The organism is Kitasatospora sp. NPDC048545, from assembly GCF_040651155.1.
Taxonomy (GTDB): Bacteria; Actinomycetota; Actinomycetes; order Streptomycetales; family Streptomycetaceae; genus Kitasatospora.
On sequence record NZ_JBEZIQ010000028.1, the window covers coordinates 115,222 to 131,543 of the forward strand.

Below are 16,322 nucleotides of genomic sequence, written 5' to 3' on the forward strand. Positions count from 1 at the left end.
TCCCCGAGGGCTTCAAGCGTCCGGACGAACTGCTTCCCGGTACTGGCCAGCGGAAGGCTGGGCGAGCAAAGAATTCAGGGGACACTCCGCGGCGAGCACAGCAGGATGACGCACTGTGAATCCCGCGCTGCTCGGCCTCGCCGTGAACCCCGCCCTCCCGCCCGTCCTGGTCGACCGGCTGATCGACGCTGCGGACGAGGAGCTCGCAGGTGAGCTGGCGCTGCGTCCGGACCTGGACCGCGATCGGGTCCGCGCGCTGGCAGCTCGATCCGACACGGTTGCCGTCCAGCTCGCCTACGGCGGCCGGCTGCAGCCGGAGGATGTCGATCCGGCCTCCCAGCCGCTCGCCGCACTCGCCCTGCTCGACCAGGGGACCGGCCTGCCACAGTGGGCCCGGCACTTTGCCGCAGATCCGTGCGTGGAACACCGGGAGAAGCTGGCCGCGTGTCCCGGGCTCCAGCCGGACGTGGCCCGAAGCCTCGCCGACGACCCCGACACCCGGGTCGTCGCCGAACTCGCCCGATGGGCCCCGACGTACCTGGCCGCCGAACTCGCGTGCCATCCGCATGCAGAGGTCCGCCGCGCGGTCGCCGGCAACGAGGCGGCGCCAGCGGAGCTGCTGGCGGCACTGCTCACCGGCGAAGGCCTGCCTGCGGTGCGGTTCTGCCGAGTCTGCGACCAGGAGGAGGTGCCCTTCGTCCATGCGTCGGACTGCCCTCATGGCGATTGCGTGCTGTTGCCCGGGGACGCGTGTGATGGATCCCATCAGTCCGCCGTGCACGACATTCAGTGGCAGGCGCTGCACAACGCGGCCACCCCGGCGCCGGCCGTGGCCCGGTTCGCCGACCACCCGTCGGCGCTGCTGCGTGAACTCGTCGCCGCACGCGAGGGTCTGCCGCGGCACGCCTACGCGCAACTGGCCGGGGACCCTGTGCCGTGGGTCCGCGCGGCACTGGCGAAGAACCCGTCGATAGACGAGGCCATGGTCCGCAGGCTGGCCCAGGACCACGGCCACGACGTCCAGCGGTCCCTCGCACACCACCCGGGCCTGCCGCTGGACGTGTTGGCACAGCTCACCCGCTCCACCAAACTCGGCTCTCCGCTGCTCCCACGCATCGCCGCGGCCACGCCTGCGGAGGTTGTTGACCTCGCCACGGCCGCCGATCCGACCCTGCGCATGTTGATCGCCCTGCGCCGGGACCTGCCGGACGCGATCCGCGACATGCTCGTCCGCGACTGCGACGCGAAGGTCCTCAAAGCAATCGCCCCGCACCAGGGTCTCACCGAGGACCAACTGCTCGCCATGATCGACCGTCACGGTCTTCGCGTGGCCGCCAAGGCCGCCACGAACCCTGACGCGACCGCGCTCGTCCTGGAGGGACTGACCCATCAGCCCGTCTCCGCGCGCAAGGCCTTCCGGGAGATCGCCCGCCACCCGAACGCCTCGCTCGCGGCGCTTCTCGCATGTCTGGCGGACCCGCAGGCTCGCCGCGTCGCCGCCGCGCGTCCAGAGATCCCTTCCGCAGTCCTCGTCGGCCTGCTGGCCGACGAGGACTGGCAGGTCGTGACGGCGGCCGCCGCCAACCCTTCCCTCCCCGCCGATGTCATGACCGGGCTCCTGCCCTGAGGCGCAGACTGCGCTCGATCGTCCGGCTGTCGGCGGCGGCCTGTTCAAAGACCGTCATGAACGTTCACGAGCTCGTGACTGTGCTTCCCGACCCCGGCGTCCTGCGTGCCCGCTGCCGGGCGCTGGCGCTGCTCGACATCGTGCTCGACGGCTTCGCCCCGAGGCACGGCTATGTCCCGGGCTGGCGTGCGGGCGTGGACCTGGCCACGATGGACAACGGTTCCTCCGTCTCGCGCCAGGCACACACCGGATATTCGCTCGCACTGCCCGCCGGAAGCCTCTTACGATCGGTGCATCACCAAGCGTTGAGCGCTGGGACGCAAGCGGGGCTGTAACCCCTGCTCCCTTAGGGATAGCGAGGTCCGATTCCTCGGCAACGCACTGGTCCGTAGCTCAGTTGGAAGAGCAGCCGTCTCCAAAGCGGCGTGCCGCAGGTTCGAGTCCTGCCGGATCAGCAAGAACCAACCCCAGTGACCGGCTCACCGACCCGGATCCGGCGATCCGCGCCTGCGCCGCCCTCGCCCCGCTCCCCGCTGACGACCCGCGCTCCACGGCCGTCCTTCCGGATGCACTGTCGGACCCGCATGCCGCGGACCACTGGTTCGACCCCGAAGCCCTTCGATGTGAGCCATCGCTGTTTGGCCCCGGAGTCGACAGCCGCGGCCGTGCCGTGGTGAGGAGCGGCATCGGAGGCTCCGGAAGGCGCGGAAGCTGCCGGCCGTCAGGCCGGACGGCTTATCGGCAGCCGCCGTTCCGGCGGACGATGTCGGCGTTGAGGGTGGTGGCGAAGGCGCACCAGGCCGCATAGGGGGTCAGGGCCGTCGCGGCGGTCCGGTCGACGCGGGCGGTCACCCGCAGGACGTCCAGAGTGCTCAGGGTAAGGAGGGCAGTGCCGACGAGACCGCCCCGGGGGCTCCTGGCGGCAAAGAACAGCCAGTTCCAGGACGCGTTCAGGGTCAGGTTTGCAGCCAGTGCCCCGACCAGCCGACGGCGCTCGCCGCCACCTGTCCGGTTCGCGGCGTGCCCGGCGGCGAAGGCGATGCTCCCGTACAAGGGGGTCCATACTGCACCGAACGCCCACGAGGGTGGCTGCCATGGAGGTTTGGACAAGGTTTCGTACCAGGTGCTGTTGGGATCCAAGGCTCGCGCGCCGGTCACCGCCGTAGCCGTCACCGCAGCCGCAGCCGCAGCCAGCGCGTAAGCGGGCCAGCGGCGCTTCGCCGCACGGCGCCTGGAAGGTGCCAGAACTCCCATAACGGATATATGCCCCGCGTGCCAGGACGCGATCGCCGAGATCCACCACTTCGGCTCCCGCGGCTACCGCTGGGTGCTGGATGCGGACATCGAGGCGTGCTTCGACTCGATCGACCACGCGGCCCTGATGGACCGGGTGCGTCGGCGGATGAAGGACAAGCGTGTCCTGGCGTTGGTCAAGGCGTTCCTCAAGGCCGGGATCCTCACGGAACTCGGTGAGAATCAGGACACGTTGACCGGCACACCGCAGGGTGGCATCTTGTCGCCGTTGCTGGCCAATATCGCTCTGAGCGTGCTCGACGAGCACGTGATGGGGCCGTGGAAGCCTGGCGGGGCAATGTCGACCCACGGCAAACGCGACTACCGGCGCGCCAAGGGGCGACCGACGTGGCGGCTGGTGCGCTACGCGGACGACTTCGTCATCTTGGTGCACGGCTCGCGCGAGCACGTCGAGGCGCTACGCGAAGATGTCGCCGTCGCGCTGGCTCCGCTCGGGTTGCGGCTGTCACCGGCCAAGACCCAAGTGGTCCACCTGGGCGACGGGTTCGACTTCCTCGGCTTCCGCATCCGGTGGAAGCGCAAGAGGGGGACGGACAAGTGGTACGTCTACACCTTCATCGCGGTCAGGCCCCTCCGGTCGCTGAAGGCGAAGATTCGTGCCCTGACGCACAAGACATCGCAGCAGGACTTCGCGTCGGTTCTGGTCAGGCTCGGTCAGATCATGCGCGGATGGGCCAACTACTTCAAGTACGCCGTGGCCAAGCACACCTTCAGCAAACTGGACGACTTCACCTGGTGGAGGCTGGTCCACATGCTGAGGGCACGTCACGGCTGGAACTGGGGACAGGTCCGCCGACACCTCGCCGCCTCCGGGCGGTGGAGGATCGCGGCCGACGGGGTCGAGTACTTCCGGATCGAGGGTGTGACGGTCTCCCGCTACACCTACCGGGGCAACAAGATCCCGTCCCCGTGGCCTCCTGCGAACCCCGCCTGACGGCAGGAACCGTGGAGAGCCCGTTGGCGAGAGATCGGCACGGCGGGTTCGGAGAGCGGTCCGGGGAAACGGACCGGGAGCAATCCCGGCACCGCGCCCCGGGCCGACTCACCACGCCAGCAGCCTATTATCGCTTCTTGGGCCTGCGGACCTGATCCCCGGCTCACCAGGTACGGAGAGGCGTCACCCGGCCTGCTGCCGATGCGTACCCGAGGAAACCCGTGAGCACCGAACAGTCCGTCCCCGTCCCGCAGGTCCTTCATGAGGCCGGCCGCCGACGGACCTTCGCCGTGATCAGCCATCCGGACGCGGGAAAGTCCACGCTCACCGAGGCGCTGGCGCTGCACGCGCGGGCGATCACTTCTGCCGGTGCGGTGCACGCCAAGGGTGACCGACGCGGCGTGACCAGCGACTGGATGGAGTTGGAACGCGAGCGCGGTATCTCGGTGACCTCGGCCGCATTGCAGTTCGGCTATCGCGACCACGTGATGAACCTGGTCGACACCCCCGGCCACGCCGACTTCTCCGAGGATACCTACCGGGTGCTGGCCGCCGTCGACTGCGCGATCATGCTGGTCGACGCGGCCAAGGGCCTGGAGGAGCAGACCCGCAAGCTTTTCGCGGTCTGCCGCCATCGCGGCGTCCCCGTGATCACCTTCATCAACAAGTGGGACCGGCGCGGCCGGGATGCACTCACCCTGCTCGAGGACATCGAGACGCACCTCGGGATCACCCCCGTCCCGGTCGTCTGGCCGGTGGGCAGCGCCGGCAACCTGCGCGGCCTGGTCGAAGCGGGGAACACCGAGCAGATGCTGCGCTACACCAAGGTGCCGGCCGGCACGCACGCCGCCCTCGAGGAGCAGCTCACCTCCGAGAAGGCCGCCGAGAAGGAGGGCGAAGCCTGGACGACCGCGCTGGAGGAACTGGAGCTGGTGCTCTCCTCCGGCCCTGGCTACGACCAGGAGGCCTTCGAGGCCGGCAAGATCAGCCCGGTCTTCTTCGGCGCCGCGCTGACCAACATCGGTGTGAAGCCCCTGCTGGACGCCGTGGTCGACCTCGCGCCGGCTCCCGGGCCCCGCCCGCTGGCCAAGGGCGGCAGCCGCGAGGTCGGCGAGGAGTTCTCCGGTCTGGTGTTCAAGATCCAGGCGAACATGGACCCGGCCCATCGCGACCGGATCGCCTTCGTCCGAGTCTGCTCCGGTGTCTTCGAGCGCGGCATGCACGTCACCCGCGCGGCCAGCGGCCGCTCCTTCGCAACCAAGTACGCACACACCGTCTTCGGGGCCGAGCGCACCGTGGTCGACACCGCGTACCCCGGCGACGTGGTCGGCCTGATCAACGCGAGCGCGCTGCGGGTCGGCGACACCCTCTTCACCGGCAAGAAGACCGAGTTTCCCCCGCTGCCCGCATTCGCCCCCGAGTACTTCGCGGTGGCACGGCCCAAGGACATCAGCCGTTCCAAGCAGTTCCGCAAGGGCGTCGCCCAACTCGATGAGGAAGGCGTGATCCAGGTGCTGGTCTCCGACCGGCGTGGCGACCAGGCGCCGGTCATGGCTGCGGTCGGCCCGATGCAGTTCGACGTGATCCTGCACCGGATGGAGCACGAGTTCTCTTCCCCGATCGCCCTCGACCAGCTCTCCTACCGCTTGGCCCGGATCACCGACGCCGACGGCGCCGCAGCCCTGGCCAAAGCCCGTCTGACCAACGGCGAGGTGCTCACCCGCCGCTCGGATGGCGTGCTGCTGGCCTTGTTCGCCGACAAGTGGCACCTGAACGCCTTCCAGCGCGCCCAACCCGACATCCTGCTCCAGCCGCTGATCGCCACGGCGGACTGATCGCCGACCTCTCGGTACGGCGGCGCCGCTTGGCACGGCGGACGGCGCATGGTACGGCCCCTGCCGGGGGTCTTCCGGCGCGCGCCGCCCCTGCGGGTACCGACAAGTCTGTCCGTGCAGGTCATGCGGCATGTCGGTACTCGTGGAGGGTGCCGCCGAGACGGTCGCGTCCGCGGACGTCCAGCCGGGCGATCCGCCCGGTATCGGCGATCGGGACGGGCCGTGGTGTCAGCGACGTGTCCTGGTGGAGTGCGTGATGTGGGCGGTGGGTGTTGTAGTGGTCCTCGAACTCCCGCAGTACGTGCAGGAGATGGCGCTGGTTCCAGATCAGCGTCCGGTCGAGGGGTTCGCGTCGGCAGGTGAGTGCCCGGCGTTCCATTAACGGGGCCATTACGGGCAAAACGCCAGGGTGATCACGACCCGCTCACCGCTGACGAATCGAGGTCGACACCGCCATCGACTGCTGACCAAACCAACACGAAGGCCGGGCCCGACGCACACAGTGCGACGGGCCCGGCCTTGTTGCGTAGTACTGAAGTTGAATCCGTGATGTCGCTCGGATGGGTGAAGCAATAGCGTTCGCCTGCCGGCGGAGGGTTGGCCCCGGTAGTCGTGTGCTGTGAGGTATGCACAGGGCGGCGGTCTGACCGACGCGGAGAGGGCCGCGCGGGAGCGGATCCGGCAGCAGGCGGTGGAACGTTTCGAGACCGGGGAGAAGAGCCGGGACATCGCGGCCGCGCTGCGGGTGAGTGTGCGCTCGGTGGAGCGCTGGCGCCGGCAGTGGCGCGAGGGCGGCGCAACGGGAATCGCCTCGAAGGGCTCGCCCGGTCGTCCGAAGCTGTCCGATGCCCAGATCACCCGGCTGGAACGGGAGTTGGAGCGTGGGCCGCTGGTCCACGGGTGGGCGGACCAGCGGTGGACACTCGCGCGGGTGAAGACGTTGATCGGCCGCCTGTTCCACGTGAGCTACACGGTGGAGGGGACCTGGCAGTTGCTGAAGCGGCACGGTTGGTCCTGGCAGCAGCCGGCCCGCCGGGCGATCGAGCGTGACGATCCCCGAGGGCGCCGATCACCAGCGCGAGGCGCGCCGTGTCCCGCATGCTCGGACGATGGGCATCCGGCGGCTGCGGTGCTGCGCCGCGATCGGCCATGGTGGTTCTTCCTCCGTGCGGGCTGCGGGGCCGCAGACCTGGTGCATCGGGGCGGACGATACCGCAGTGCGACTGCCGGTCGGACGCGCGCCGCATCGCCTTGAACCGCCGGGCCGCGCGAAGCTGAACCACTGTCACGGGGTGGTGGCATCGCGACCTCCCGTACACGCTCGGTCGGGAGCGGGCCTGCGTGGCGATGTTGTGTCGGCCAGACTGTCCCGTATGACGAACTCGAATCCCATGAGCCGCCAGGCTCTGCTGGAGCGCGGGTTCGCTCTTGAAGGCGCCACGCTCGGCACGATCACGGCCGGCTGCTGTGTCGCCGACGTGCCGGCCGCCGGATACTCCGTCGGGGCGCGGCAGCTCCCTAACTGCCCATGACCGTCACGAAGGTCGCCGGATCGGCATCGAAGCCGAAGACGCCGGCATGGAATCCCCAGGCTCCTGAATCGTCCCGGACGAATTCCGCGACCCTCGCAGCCGTTGCCTCGCCGACCTCGGTGAAGTCCACCGCCGCGAGTTCATCGTGCCTGTTGCGGATCCGTACAGCGGGGTGGGCTATGCCTGCGAAGGTCAGCCGGCCGTTGTGCTGCTGGATGGCGACGCCCACGACCACTCGGACGTAGCGGTGCGCCAAGCGGTCGAGTTCCAGGATCAGGAGCTCGTCGACACCGAGGCCCTTGCCGTCACGGCTGTCCCTGCTGAGCGTGATCGTGCCATCGGGAGAGCGGCTGTCGAAATGCACCAGGTAGGCGGGAGCGCCGGATGGGGCGTCCTCGGTGTACGTCGCTGCGACGAGGTCCAGGTCGTGGGGCACCGAGCCTGCGGGACTCGGATCCCACATCAGGCCCACTTCGACCCGTTCCAGACCCTTGTTGAGACTGCTCACCGGACTCTCCGTTCGTCGGCGCACCGGCCTCCATGGTGCCACCGCAGGCTGGCCAACACTGGGCGATGATCCGATACTTACGCGTAATTGACATGGCGTCAGTTGAGAGGATCCGCAGTCTTGGGCCTGGCAGGCCGCCCGGCTGCGCCTTGTGGATTCTGGCGGGCCACGCGGCCGTGGCGGAGCGTCAGACGCCTGCCCGGTAGCGGTGCATGAGCGCGATGGCCGGGGGGTCCTCGCCCGCCCACGAAGCCAACCTGGTGAGGATGAACCTCGCCGCCTCGCCGCCTCGCCGCCTCGGCGCTGAGCTCGGAGCCGCCCGCCAGGGTGAGGATCCGGGCGGGGCCGGCCCGGCGCAGCCCGACGACGTCCACGGGGTAGAGCAGCACCTGCCGAACCGGCCCGCCTGGCCGGTTCGGCAGGTGCTGTTCAGTTGACCGGGAGTTCGTGCTCCCAGCTCTCGTTCAGGACTGGAGGCTCCACTGCTGGGGCCAGGCGTTGTTGCAGGTCCAGACGCCAAGGGCCTTGGAGGTCTCGTCGTACGTCAGGCAGTCGTCGGCGCTGATCCGGATCTGGAACCGGCCGCCGCTCTGGCCGGCGATCTCCCACTTCTGCTCGGCGGCGCCGCTCCAGGGCCGGGTCTCGGCGAGGTAGCTGTGGGTGTTCTCGGTGAGGGCCATACCGGTTGCGGCGCTAGTGATCTTGTAACGGCCGCCGCCGATCGGAGTGAACAGCCAAGCGGAGTCGCTGCCGTTGCCGCCACCGGCGATCACCGCCGCACCCGCGTTCGAACCGGTGGAGGCGACGCCCTGCCCGTTCTTCACCCGAGGGTGGAGCGTGCCGCTGACGCCGCCGGAGGGCGCGCCGGGGTGGGCCGGAACGCCCGGGGTCGCGGGGACGCCTGGGTTGAGCGGAAGACCCGGAGTGGCCGGGACGCCGGGGTCGAGCGGGGTGCCGGGGTCCTTCGGGACGCCCGGGACGATGACCGGTATGCCGGGCGTGGCCGGAACGCCGGGGTCGGCCGGACCGCCCGAACTGGTGCCCGGGACGGTCCGGCCCGGGAAGTGGATGATCCGGTCTGTGTGGTCGCAGGCGGCCCACCCGCACGACCTGTGCCGGACCACGCTCCGGTCGCTGTCGTTGCCGACGAAGGCCCAGTTCACGTAGCCGCCGTCGCCCATGTTGGTGAAGGTCGAGTCGCCCGCGAAGATCCAGATCCGGAAGTCGTCGTAGCCGAGTGGGCCGCCCTCCGAGTCATGGTGCTCCAGCTTGACGGTGGTGTCGACCACCACCGAGTTCATGTTCGCCGTGTAGGGGTTGACGAACCACTTGGTGTCGTAGGCGTCGGTGCCGTCGTACTTGAAGACCATGATGTTGTAGCCGGGCGCCAGGGTGCTGAGCTTGCCGGCCGCGTCCTGGGTGAACCGGGCGTTGTCGGACTTCGCGATGTGGGCCGCGTTGACGAAGAGCCTGACCTCGTCGCCCACGGCGTTGATCAGGGCAGTGGTGCAGTTGCCGCCGCCGACGGTGGACTGTCCCGAGCAGTCGGCTGCCGCTGCCCGCTGTGGGGCGGCCACCAGGCCCGTGACGGCCAGCGCGGACAGCATGGTGCCGGCTATGGCGCGGTGGACGAGCGTGCCCCGATGGCGTGAGAAAGCGTGCATGGTGAAGCTACCCCGATCGTTGGACAGATGACGTTCGTCCACGGAAGACGATCTTTGGATGCTAGGGCTGTCGGTGTGGCTCGCCCCTTTCCCTGACGCACCCCTGACGGAGTGTTTACGGCATCCAAATGACGGCAGAACTGGGTGGTCGTCAGGTTGATATCGGAGCCGTTGAAGCCAGGGGTGCGGGCGCGCCCATCCCTGCGGCCTCCACCGGCGAATCCGCTGCCCGGTGGAGTGCGAGCAGTGCCTCGTAGCGGCGCAGCACGTCCTCGCGATCGGCCGGCTCGGGCACCGTCGCTTCGCAGCCTCGCCAGATCATCGCGCCCTGCTCCATCAGGGCCTCGCGCCGGTGCGGGATCGTGGTCTGCTCCATGACCCGGCACAGCGCGTCCAACTGGCGGATCATCACGGCGGGCATGCCGACCGAGCACTGGCGGATCTTCTCGAAGGCGCGTTGGACCAGGCGGTCGTAATCGGCCTGGTAGGCGATGACGCGGATGCGGCCGGCCTGGTCGCGTGGACGCGCTGGGGGTGCCAGCCACGGGTGATCCGGCACAGGCAGTGACTCAGCCAGTCGATGCAGGTCAGCGCGGTGAAGGTGTCGTTGACGGCGGGGGAGAGGGCGCGGATGGCGATCTCCACCAACTGGTCGAAGCCGAAGGAGACGTCCCCGTCCCGGGGCGGCCGCGTACGAGCAGAGCTTCCTCGACAAGACCCAGTCCTTCGCCCGGGTCGACGGTGCCACCCTCGCCTCGTACAACGACAAGCTCGCCGCGCTGGCCGACCGGCACCGGGCCGACCACGGCCAGGTGGGCTTCGGCGGATACCTCGGCGACGAACTGCGCAACATCACCTTCGCCGGTGAACAGGAGGCTGCGGAACGGGTGTTGAACGCGTTCCAGCAGTACCAGCGCGACGACCGGAAGATCCGCGAGCTCAACGCCCAGGGCAAGCTCAAGGAGGCCGTCACGTTCGACACCGGCACCACCGCGGGCCAGTCCAACGCCGACTTCGACGCGCTCAGCGCCGCCCTCGACGACAACCAAGCGATCAACCAGCGCGCCTTCGACGGAGCCGTCGCCGTCACCGACGACGACCTCGACGCCGCCACGGCCGGGCTGGGTGCGGCGGCCCTGGCGGCGGCGCTCGCCCTGACCGCGGTGGGGGTACGGCCCCGCCTGCGCGAGTTCGCGTGAGCAGGAGCGCCGGTGCGGCCCACGTCGCGCAGGCCGTCGAGCCGGCCGCGCCCCGCCGGGCGGCGCGCCGGGCGAGGCGTGGCCGCTGCGGGCGCTGTGGAGAGTGGTCGTGGACCTATCCAGAGCCCTTGCCGCGATCGCGGTGGTCTCGGGGGTGATCAGCCTGGGGACCTTTCTGCTGACGGACTGACGGATTGATCAACACGGAAGGAAGCAGAAGGAATCATGAGCAACCACGTTGTCGTGGTCGAGATCGGCCTGACCAAGAACCGCTTCGGCGCCGAGATCAGGACCTCCGAGCCGATGTCCCTGGGGGAGGCTCGAGCGTTCGCACTGGAGGCGGCCCGCGGCCAACACCCCGACTTCGCGCCGACGGCGAAGGAGACCCAGGTGCTACGGGCGGGGGCGGATCAGTACCTGGTGGTCGAGGGCCACCGGTTGAACCCCGACAGCCTGAACCGGTTCACCGTCACCCAGGTCGTCGACCCCAGCTGACCGCCCTCGCGAGAGCGCGACATCGCGGTTCGTCTCCCCGGCCGGTGGGCCGGGGAGACGGACGATCCGGTCACAGCTCGGAGCCACCCCCGGTTCTTGGCGCGCGGCCAGGCGTCCGGCGTTCCCGCCCGTCAATGATCCGTTGTGATTTCACCGGTCGGGCGCACGCGAAGGTTACCGGTCGGTACGCTCGCCCGGTTACTCATGGGGGCACCGGACCGAGCGTCCGGTGCGCATTGAGGGGAGTGGCGGACGATGTCCGACCGCGGGACCGCGTTCGACCGGATGATGAACCCGTGGGCCTACGATGCCGAAGGCAATCTGACGGCCCAGGCCCAGCGCCAGGAGGCGGCGCGGACCCGGCTCAACTCGGCCGAGTCGCCGGCCGGCGCCGGCGGTGGATTCTCGGTCAAGCTCGGGGAACTGACCGCAGCCGCCACGGACGCCGAGCAGATCAACTGCCGACTGAGCGGCGAATGCCAGGGCGCCGACCAGAAGACGACGGCGGTCGCCGCAGGCCTCCCGGGCTTCGGCGTGGGGGCGGCGTGCAAGGAGGCGTCGACCACCTGGGACAAGCAGATCCTGGCGCTGTCCAAGGTCATCGGCGCTCTCGCCCAGAACCTCCGGACGAGCGTCCACAACTACCAGTCCACGAACTCGGCCGCGGCCGCCGGATTCCAGGGCTGACGGGGGGAGTGCACCATGGTCGACCTGCACGATCTGAGCAACGCCAAGGTGGACGTGCTCACCGCCGCCGCCACCTCCTGGGAGCAGATCGCGACGAAGCTCAGGGCGATGGACGGCGAGTGGAACAGCGTCGTCGTCGCCAAGATCAACGGCTCGGGCTGGACCGGCAAGAGCCCGGAACTGGCCAAGCCCGCCCTCCAGCGCGGCAACGACCAGCTTGGCGCCGCTGCGACCGAGGCCTCCGCGATCGCCTCCGTACTGGGCGGGGCGGCCAAGGACATCCAGGCCGCCAAGGACAAGGCTGCAGCGGTCGTCGCGGAGATCACGGCCGCTGGATACACCGTCAGCCAGGACGGCGGCACGGTCAGCTGGCCGGCGCCGGACAAGGCGACCGCGCACGACCCGGAGGCGTCGCGGACCTACCAGGACAAGTGCCGCGCCAAGGCCGAGGGCTTCCAGCACCGGATCGGGAATGTTCTCAGGGAGGCCACCGAGGCCGACCAGCGGGCCTGCTTAGCCCTGCGCGCCGACGCCACCACCGATAAGGACGGCTCCTTCAACGCCCAGGCAGTCGGAGGCGGCCCCGAGGCGGACGCCAAGCGCGCCGCCCAGCTGGCCGCCAGGGGCAGCTCACCGACCCCGAACTCCTGGAACTCAACAGCCTGCTGGCCGCCCACGGCGGCGACCCGGTGTTCACCACCAGGTTCTACGAGACGGTCGGGCCGAAGGGCCTCTTGGTTTTCTGGGACAACATGGTCGGCGCCGACTCCGGCGTGGACGGTGTGAGCGACGCCCGCCTGCAGCAGTACCGGGACCTGCAGAAGAACCTCGGCACCACCCTGGCCACGGCCACCCGAACCTCCAACCAGCCGCACCTGTCGGACCAGTGGGAAGCCGACCTGCGCAAGGCGGGCTGCGAGCTGCTGTCCGAGGAACCGCTGGTCGGGATGGGCACCCGACCGTACATCCCCCGCGGGTACCAGGTGCTGGCCGGCATCCTGCGGACCGGGAACTACGACCCGCACTTCCTCGACCCGATCGCCGAGCACGTCGTCCAGCTCGACGCCAAGGACACCAACCGGACGAGGCCGTTCTGGCCCGACTTCGGGGGCGACAAGCGGGGAATCTTCAACATCGCCGGCCAGGACGGGGCAGCGGGCTACCAGCCGCTCACGGGAATCCTGGAAGCACTGGGCCACAGCCCGGAGGCGGCCACCAAGTTCTTCCACGACCAGCCCACCGCCTACAACACCGACGGCACGGTCAACCCGAACGGAAAGCCCAAAGCCCGCCGACTACCTCCACTACCTGGCGCACGACAAGGAGTTCAAACCGGACACCCTCTCCTACGACAAGGACGTCCAGGCGAAATCCCTGGCCAGCGGGCCGGCCGCGCTCGGCCACGCGCTGGAGGCGGCCACCAGCGGCCACCCGTACGACGAGACGCCCAACCCTCCGCTCCGACACCGCGCGGACCAGGCCGAGGTCATGGCCAAGGTGATGGACGAGTTCGGCCACAGCAAGGACGGCGGCAGCCTGGCCCGGATCACCGGCAAGGACGCCCCGCTCGCCGCGCTGCGCCCCAGCCTTGGTCACCTGGTCGCCGACTACATGGGGGACGTCCAGCACTCCTTCTCGAAGTTCGACAGCACCCTGCCGGTGAACGGGGCGCCCGCCAACCTCGACACCTCCCACGTCCGTGCCGTCCTCAACCAGCTCGGCCGCGATCCGGAGGCGTACGGCAGCGTCATCAACGCCCAGCAGGCGTACACCACCGCGCTCATCCACACGGCGTTCGCCGGCGGTGAGACCGACACCACGAAGCTCGCCATCCCGGTGGACAACGCGGCGAGTTCGGGTGGCGCCATCGCCGGGATCCTCAACGAAGCGCGTGCGGACGCCGTGTTCAAGGACCACGCCGCCTCGGACAAGGCCTACAACGACGCGGTGGTCGACGGGGCGTCGTGGGCCCGGGGTGCGTTCGACACCGTGGTCTACCAGGCCACCGCGGTGGTCCCGGGCGCGGGCGCGGCCGGGGACTTCGTCTTCGGCCAGATGCTGCAGAGCATCGTGGACAGCACGCACCAGGACACCCTCGCGGCGGCGCAGGACGAGGCGGGCCAGAAGGCGGACGAGGGCCGCAACGCGAGCGGCATCAGCACGGCCCAGGCCGTTCGGGACGCGGCAGTCGGGAGCGGCCTGAGCATGGACCAGATCAATCAGCTCGCCACCCATGCCGGGCACCAGGCCGCCCAGGGCGGTGCGGTGGGTGCCGTGGCGAACAGCACCGCCAACGGGAAGGGGTGACGGGCATGCGGAGGTACCAGGCGGCGCTGCTCGCCGGGGGACTGGTGGTGGCGTTCACGGCGACCGGTGTCGTCGGCTACCTGGACTGGCGGGCGCACGAACCGGACGGAGACGGAAGCAGGGCGACGACCTTGTGCGGGCTGCCCACCGGGCCCGACACGCCGCTCGGTCGACTGCTGCCCCCGGGCCGGCAGGACATCCAGGAACGTGTTCATGGCTTGGGCGATGACGGAGCGTCGGAGTCCTGCACGATCCGGGTGGACGGCCGGACCGCCCTGACCGTCACCGCCGACCGCCACGTAGGACGCGCCGTACTGCCTCTCGAGCCGGCCCAGCAGAGCGGTGCGGAGAGCTTCGGGGCCGGCAGTGCCTCGGCCGCCTGGGCGCGGGGCGCCGCCGTCGTGGAGTACTGCCCCCGCCCCAACGCGTTCCACCACGTGCTGCTGCGGGTCGTGCCGGGCGAGGCCGCCCGGGTCGGCCGGCCGGAGGCGGACCGGGCCGATTTCGAGGACCTCGCCAAGTCCGCCCTGCCGAACGAGATGAACATGGGGTGCGAGTGAACCGTCTCCGATGGGCGGCAGGGGCCGCTGCCGTCGTGGTCGGCCTCGGCGCCGGCCTGTACGGTTGGCACCGCCACCTCGACCAGGGCGTGCAGCACCCGCCGGCCGTGGACCTCTCACACGGCGAGTGCCGGGGAACCCTTGGCGACCCGCGCTTCGCCGCGTCCCTGGGGTCCACCCGACAGGTCCGGGTCGACACCACGTTCATTCCGGGCGGGTCCACCTTGCCGGACCTCCTGTCCTGCTTCGTGGACGGCGAGCACCGGCGGGACCTGAGCGTCAGGGTGAGCGGCGCGGGCGACGAACAGGGCCGAACCACCCTCGAACGGAAGGACGTACCGGCGGACGCCCAGTCGTTCCCGGGGGGTGAGGCCGGCGACCGCGCGGCCGTTGTCCGCTTCACCTGTGTGACCAGGTCGGGCGCCGATGGCACGGAGCGGACCTGGTACTACGCGGCGACGGCCGCGGTCCAGAACGCTCAAGGCAATTCCGACCCAGCCCCGGGCCGGCAGAAGACCGCGGAGCTGGCGGTGGCGTTCGCCCACCGGGCCGCCGAGAAGGCCCTGGGCTGCACCAACACCGTTGATCTGCCGGACGGGCCGTACGCGTTCGGCGCACTGCCTTCGGACCTGGCGCTCCCGCGGGAGGGTCAGGGCTCGTAGCGGTAGCCCATGCCGGCCTCGGTGATCAGGTGACGGGGGTGGGCGGGGTCGGGTTCGAGCTTGCGGCGCAGGCCGGCGAGGTAGACGCGCAGGTAGTGGCTCCGCTTCTCTGCGGTGGGACCCCAGATTTCGTGCAGGATCTGCCGGCCGGAGACGAGGTGACATTCCCCTCGTAGCGTGGAGTCGTGACCAGAGGGGAAGTTGAGGGTCATGACGCGGAAGAGGCGCTCGTACGATGCGGAGTTCCGCGCGGGGGCGGTGCGGATCGTGACGGAGACCGGGAGGTCGGCCGCGGAGGTCGCGCGGGACCTGGGCGTGAACGAGAGCACGCTGCAGAACTGGGTCCACCGCGCTCGGACCAAGGCGGACGCGGAGGCGGCCGGGGGCCTGGGTGAATCCGAGCGCGACGAACTGCGCCGGGCTGCGCGAGGAGAACGCCAGGCAGTGCAAGGAGATTGCCGAGCTCGGGATGGAGCGCGATGTCCTCAAGCGATCGGTGGTCCCGTGGGTGAAGGAGGCGACGAAGTGACGGTTACGGGCTTCATCGCCGGCCAGAGGGCCGAGCACGGCGTCCCGCACACGATCACCTGCCGGGCACTGGGAGTGTCCGAGTCCTGGTTCTACAAGTGGCGTCGTCGCCCCGCCGAACCGACCAGGCGCGAGGTGCGGCGGGCCGAACTGGCGGACCGGACAAGCCACTTCTTTGCCATGTCCGGTAGCACGTACGGCTCGCCGAGGATCACCCTCGACCTGTGGGCCGAGGGCTGGCAGGTCTCTGAGAACACCGTCGCCAGGATCACGGCCGAACTCGGGCTCCAGGGCCGCAAGCCCCCGCGTCGGCGCCGGTCGCTGACCCGGCAGGGCTGGCGGAAGGCCGCCCGTGACCTGGTGCACCGCCGCTTCGACGCGGTCTCACCGAACGTGCTCTGGGTTGGTGACATGACCGAGATCGACACCGGCGACGGCAGGCTCTACCTGGCCACGGTGATCGACCTGTT

Annotated in this window: 19 protein-coding genes, 1 tRNA gene and 3 pseudogenes; 16 read left to right on the forward strand and 7 right to left on the reverse strand. The window is 69.9% G+C overall.

Annotation, left to right across the window (positions count from 1 at the left end; genetic code table 11):
* The first annotated feature begins 115 nt into the window (after window positions 1-115).
* From AB0D10_RS25560 to AB0D10_RS25570, 3 genes are all read left to right on the forward strand, one after another.
* Window positions 116-1,627: a hypothetical protein gene (locus AB0D10_RS25560; RefSeq protein ID WP_360260434.1), complete on the forward strand. Its 1,512-nt coding sequence runs from the start codon at window positions 116-118 to the stop codon at window positions 1,625-1,627.
* Between the two features lie 56 nt (window positions 1,628-1,683).
* Window positions 1,684-1,962 (forward strand): hypothetical protein, encoded by a 279-nt coding sequence (locus AB0D10_RS25565; protein WP_360260436.1) that lies wholly within the window; start codon window positions 1,684-1,686, stop codon window positions 1,960-1,962.
* A gap of 47 nt (window positions 1,963-2,009) precedes the next feature.
* Window positions 2,010-2,082, forward strand: a tRNA-Trp gene (locus AB0D10_RS25570).
* Window positions 2,083-2,362: 280 nt separating this feature from the next.
* On the opposite strand, the gene AB0D10_RS25575 is transcribed toward AB0D10_RS25570, so the two are convergent.
* Window positions 2,363-2,881, reverse strand: a complete 519-nt coding sequence (locus tag AB0D10_RS25575; RefSeq protein ID WP_360260438.1) for a TspO/MBR family protein — start codon at window positions 2,879-2,881, stop codon at window positions 2,363-2,365.
* A gap of 31 nt (window positions 2,882-2,912) precedes the next feature.
* On the opposite strand from AB0D10_RS25575, the gene AB0D10_RS25580 reads away from it, so the two are divergent.
* Together AB0D10_RS25580 and AB0D10_RS25585 are read left to right on the forward strand one after the other, a co-directional pair.
* Window positions 2,913-3,875 carry a reverse transcriptase domain-containing protein gene (locus AB0D10_RS25580; protein WP_360260499.1) on the forward strand — a complete coding sequence of 321 codons (963 nt, stop codon included), beginning with the start codon at window positions 2,913-2,915 and terminating at the stop codon, window positions 3,873-3,875.
* Between the two features lie 221 nt (window positions 3,876-4,096).
* Complete coding sequence (locus AB0D10_RS25585; protein ID WP_360260440.1) at window positions 4,097-5,710, forward strand: peptide chain release factor 3; 1,614 nt, start codon at window positions 4,097-4,099, stop codon at window positions 5,708-5,710.
* Window positions 5,711-5,831: 121 nt separating this feature from the next.
* On the opposite strand, the gene AB0D10_RS25590 is transcribed toward AB0D10_RS25585, so the two are convergent.
* Window positions 5,832-6,089, reverse strand: coding sequence for an integrase core domain-containing protein (locus AB0D10_RS25590; RefSeq protein ID WP_360260442.1), 258 nt, complete (start codon window positions 6,087-6,089; stop codon window positions 5,832-5,834).
* Between the two features lie 240 nt (window positions 6,090-6,329).
* On the opposite strand from AB0D10_RS25590, the gene AB0D10_RS25595 reads away from it, so the two are divergent.
* Window positions 6,330-6,965: a winged helix-turn-helix domain-containing protein gene (locus AB0D10_RS25595; RefSeq protein ID WP_360260445.1), complete on the forward strand. Its 636-nt coding sequence runs from the start codon at window positions 6,330-6,332 to the stop codon at window positions 6,963-6,965.
* A 263-nt stretch (window positions 6,966-7,228) separates the two neighbouring features.
* On the opposite strand, the gene AB0D10_RS25600 is transcribed toward AB0D10_RS25595, so the two are convergent.
* A complete protein-coding gene (locus tag AB0D10_RS25600) occupies window positions 7,229-7,750 on the reverse strand; it encodes a TerD family protein (protein ID WP_360260447.1) in 522 nt (173 codons plus the stop codon).
* Window positions 7,751-8,016: 266 nt separating this feature from the next.
* On the opposite strand from AB0D10_RS25600, the gene AB0D10_RS25605 reads away from it, so the two are divergent.
* On the forward strand, window positions 8,017-8,187 hold the full coding sequence (locus AB0D10_RS25605) for a hypothetical protein (RefSeq protein ID WP_360260449.1): 171 nt from the start codon (window positions 8,017-8,019) through the stop codon (window positions 8,185-8,187).
* A 27-nt stretch (window positions 8,188-8,214) separates the two neighbouring features.
* Here AB0D10_RS25605 and AB0D10_RS25610 read toward each other — a convergent pair whose 3' ends face one another.
* The 3 genes and pseudogenes from AB0D10_RS25610 to AB0D10_RS25620 form a co-directional block, all read right to left on the reverse strand.
* Window positions 8,215-9,414, reverse strand: coding sequence for an RICIN domain-containing protein (locus tag AB0D10_RS25610; protein ID WP_360260452.1), 1,200 nt, complete (start codon window positions 9,412-9,414; stop codon window positions 8,215-8,217).
* Window positions 9,415-9,565: 151 nt separating this feature from the next.
* The gene (locus AB0D10_RS25615; protein WP_360260503.1) at window positions 9,566-9,973 is read right to left on the reverse strand and encodes a DUF2254 family protein; all 408 of its coding nucleotides are present in this window, start codon (window positions 9,971-9,973) and stop codon (window positions 9,566-9,568) included.
* Window positions 9,974-9,990: 17 nt separating this feature from the next.
* Window positions 9,991-10,059, reverse strand: a pseudogene (locus AB0D10_RS25620) (DUF2254 family protein); the annotation flags it as partial.
* Between the two features lie 167 nt (window positions 10,060-10,226).
* Here AB0D10_RS25620 and AB0D10_RS25625 point away from each other — a divergent pair.
* The 7 genes from AB0D10_RS25625 to AB0D10_RS25655 all read left to right on the forward strand — a co-directional run bounded on the left by AB0D10_RS25625 (window position 10,227) and on the right by AB0D10_RS25655 (window position 15,324).
* Window positions 10,227-10,613 (forward strand): hypothetical protein, encoded by a 387-nt coding sequence (locus tag AB0D10_RS25625; protein WP_360260454.1) that lies wholly within the window; start codon window positions 10,227-10,229, stop codon window positions 10,611-10,613.
* A 225-nt stretch (window positions 10,614-10,838) separates the two neighbouring features.
* On the forward strand, window positions 10,839-11,108 hold the full coding sequence (locus AB0D10_RS25630) for a hypothetical protein (RefSeq protein WP_360260456.1): 270 nt from the start codon (window positions 10,839-10,841) through the stop codon (window positions 11,106-11,108).
* Window positions 11,109-11,363: 255 nt separating this feature from the next.
* Window positions 11,364-11,795 carry a hypothetical protein gene (locus AB0D10_RS25635; RefSeq protein ID WP_360260459.1) on the forward strand — a complete coding sequence of 144 codons (432 nt, stop codon included), beginning with the start codon at window positions 11,364-11,366 and terminating at the stop codon, window positions 11,793-11,795.
* 15 nt (window positions 11,796-11,810) lie between these two features.
* Window positions 11,811-12,581 (forward strand): hypothetical protein, encoded by a 771-nt coding sequence (locus AB0D10_RS25640; RefSeq protein ID WP_360260461.1) that lies wholly within the window; start codon window positions 11,811-11,813, stop codon window positions 12,579-12,581.
* 702 nt (window positions 12,582-13,283) lie between these two features.
* On the forward strand, window positions 13,284-14,102 hold the full coding sequence (locus tag AB0D10_RS25645) for a hypothetical protein (RefSeq protein ID WP_360260464.1): 819 nt from the start codon (window positions 13,284-13,286) through the stop codon (window positions 14,100-14,102).
* A 5-nt stretch (window positions 14,103-14,107) separates the two neighbouring features.
* Complete coding sequence (locus tag AB0D10_RS25650; RefSeq protein ID WP_360260466.1) at window positions 14,108-14,662, forward strand: hypothetical protein; 555 nt, start codon at window positions 14,108-14,110, stop codon at window positions 14,660-14,662.
* On the forward strand, window positions 14,659-15,324 hold the full coding sequence (locus AB0D10_RS25655; RefSeq protein WP_360260468.1) for a hypothetical protein: 666 nt from the start codon (window positions 14,659-14,661) through the stop codon (window positions 15,322-15,324). The genes AB0D10_RS25650 and AB0D10_RS25655 overlap by 4 nt, the downstream gene beginning before the upstream one ends.
* Here AB0D10_RS25655 and AB0D10_RS25660 read toward each other — a convergent pair.
* A pseudogene (locus AB0D10_RS25660) lies at window positions 15,312-15,482 on the reverse strand (winged helix-turn-helix domain-containing protein); the annotation flags it as partial. The gene AB0D10_RS25655 and the pseudogene AB0D10_RS25660 overlap by 13 nt on opposite strands.
* 52 nt (window positions 15,483-15,534) lie before the next feature.
* On the opposite strand from AB0D10_RS25660, the pseudogene AB0D10_RS25665 reads away from it, so the two are divergent.
* A pseudogene (locus tag AB0D10_RS25665) lies at window positions 15,535-15,636 on the forward strand (transposase); the annotation flags it as partial.
* Window positions 15,637-15,849: 213 nt separating this feature from the next.
* A partial coding sequence (locus tag AB0D10_RS25670; protein ID WP_360260501.1) for an IS3 family transposase occupies window positions 15,850-16,322 on the forward strand: 473 nt, incomplete at its 3' end.

What these genes read in the sequence shown, in the direction of transcription:
- AB0D10_RS25590 (WP_360260442.1), bottom strand. Translation starts at nt 6,089, where the DNA reads ATGGAACGCCGGGCACTCACCTGCCGACGCGAACCCCTCGACCGGACG.
- AB0D10_RS25575 (WP_360260438.1), bottom strand. Translation starts at nt 2,881, where the DNA reads ATGGGAGTTCTGGCACCTTCCAGGCGCCGTGCGGCGAAGCGCCGCTGG.
- AB0D10_RS25650 (WP_360260466.1), top strand. Translation starts at nt 14,108, where the DNA reads ATGCGGAGGTACCAGGCGGCGCTGCTCGCCGGGGGACTGGTGGTGGCG.
- AB0D10_RS25630 (WP_360260456.1), top strand. Translation starts at nt 10,839, where the DNA reads ATGAGCAACCACGTTGTCGTGGTCGAGATCGGCCTGACCAAGAACCGC.
- AB0D10_RS25645 (WP_360260464.1), top strand. Translation starts at nt 13,284, where the DNA reads ATGGCCAAGGTGATGGACGAGTTCGGCCACAGCAAGGACGGCGGCAGC.
- AB0D10_RS25610 (WP_360260452.1), bottom strand. Translation starts at nt 9,414, where the DNA reads ATGCACGCTTTCTCACGCCATCGGGGCACGCTCGTCCACCGCGCCATA.
- AB0D10_RS25605 (WP_360260449.1), top strand. Translation starts at nt 8,017, where the DNA reads ATGAACCTCGCCGCCTCGCCGCCTCGCCGCCTCGGCGCTGAGCTCGGA.
- AB0D10_RS25640 (WP_360260461.1), top strand. Translation starts at nt 11,811, where the DNA reads ATGGTCGACCTGCACGATCTGAGCAACGCCAAGGTGGACGTGCTCACC.
- AB0D10_RS25565 (WP_360260436.1), top strand. Translation starts at nt 1,684, where the DNA reads ATGAACGTTCACGAGCTCGTGACTGTGCTTCCCGACCCCGGCGTCCTG.
- AB0D10_RS25635 (WP_360260459.1), top strand. Translation starts at nt 11,364, where the DNA reads ATGTCCGACCGCGGGACCGCGTTCGACCGGATGATGAACCCGTGGGCC.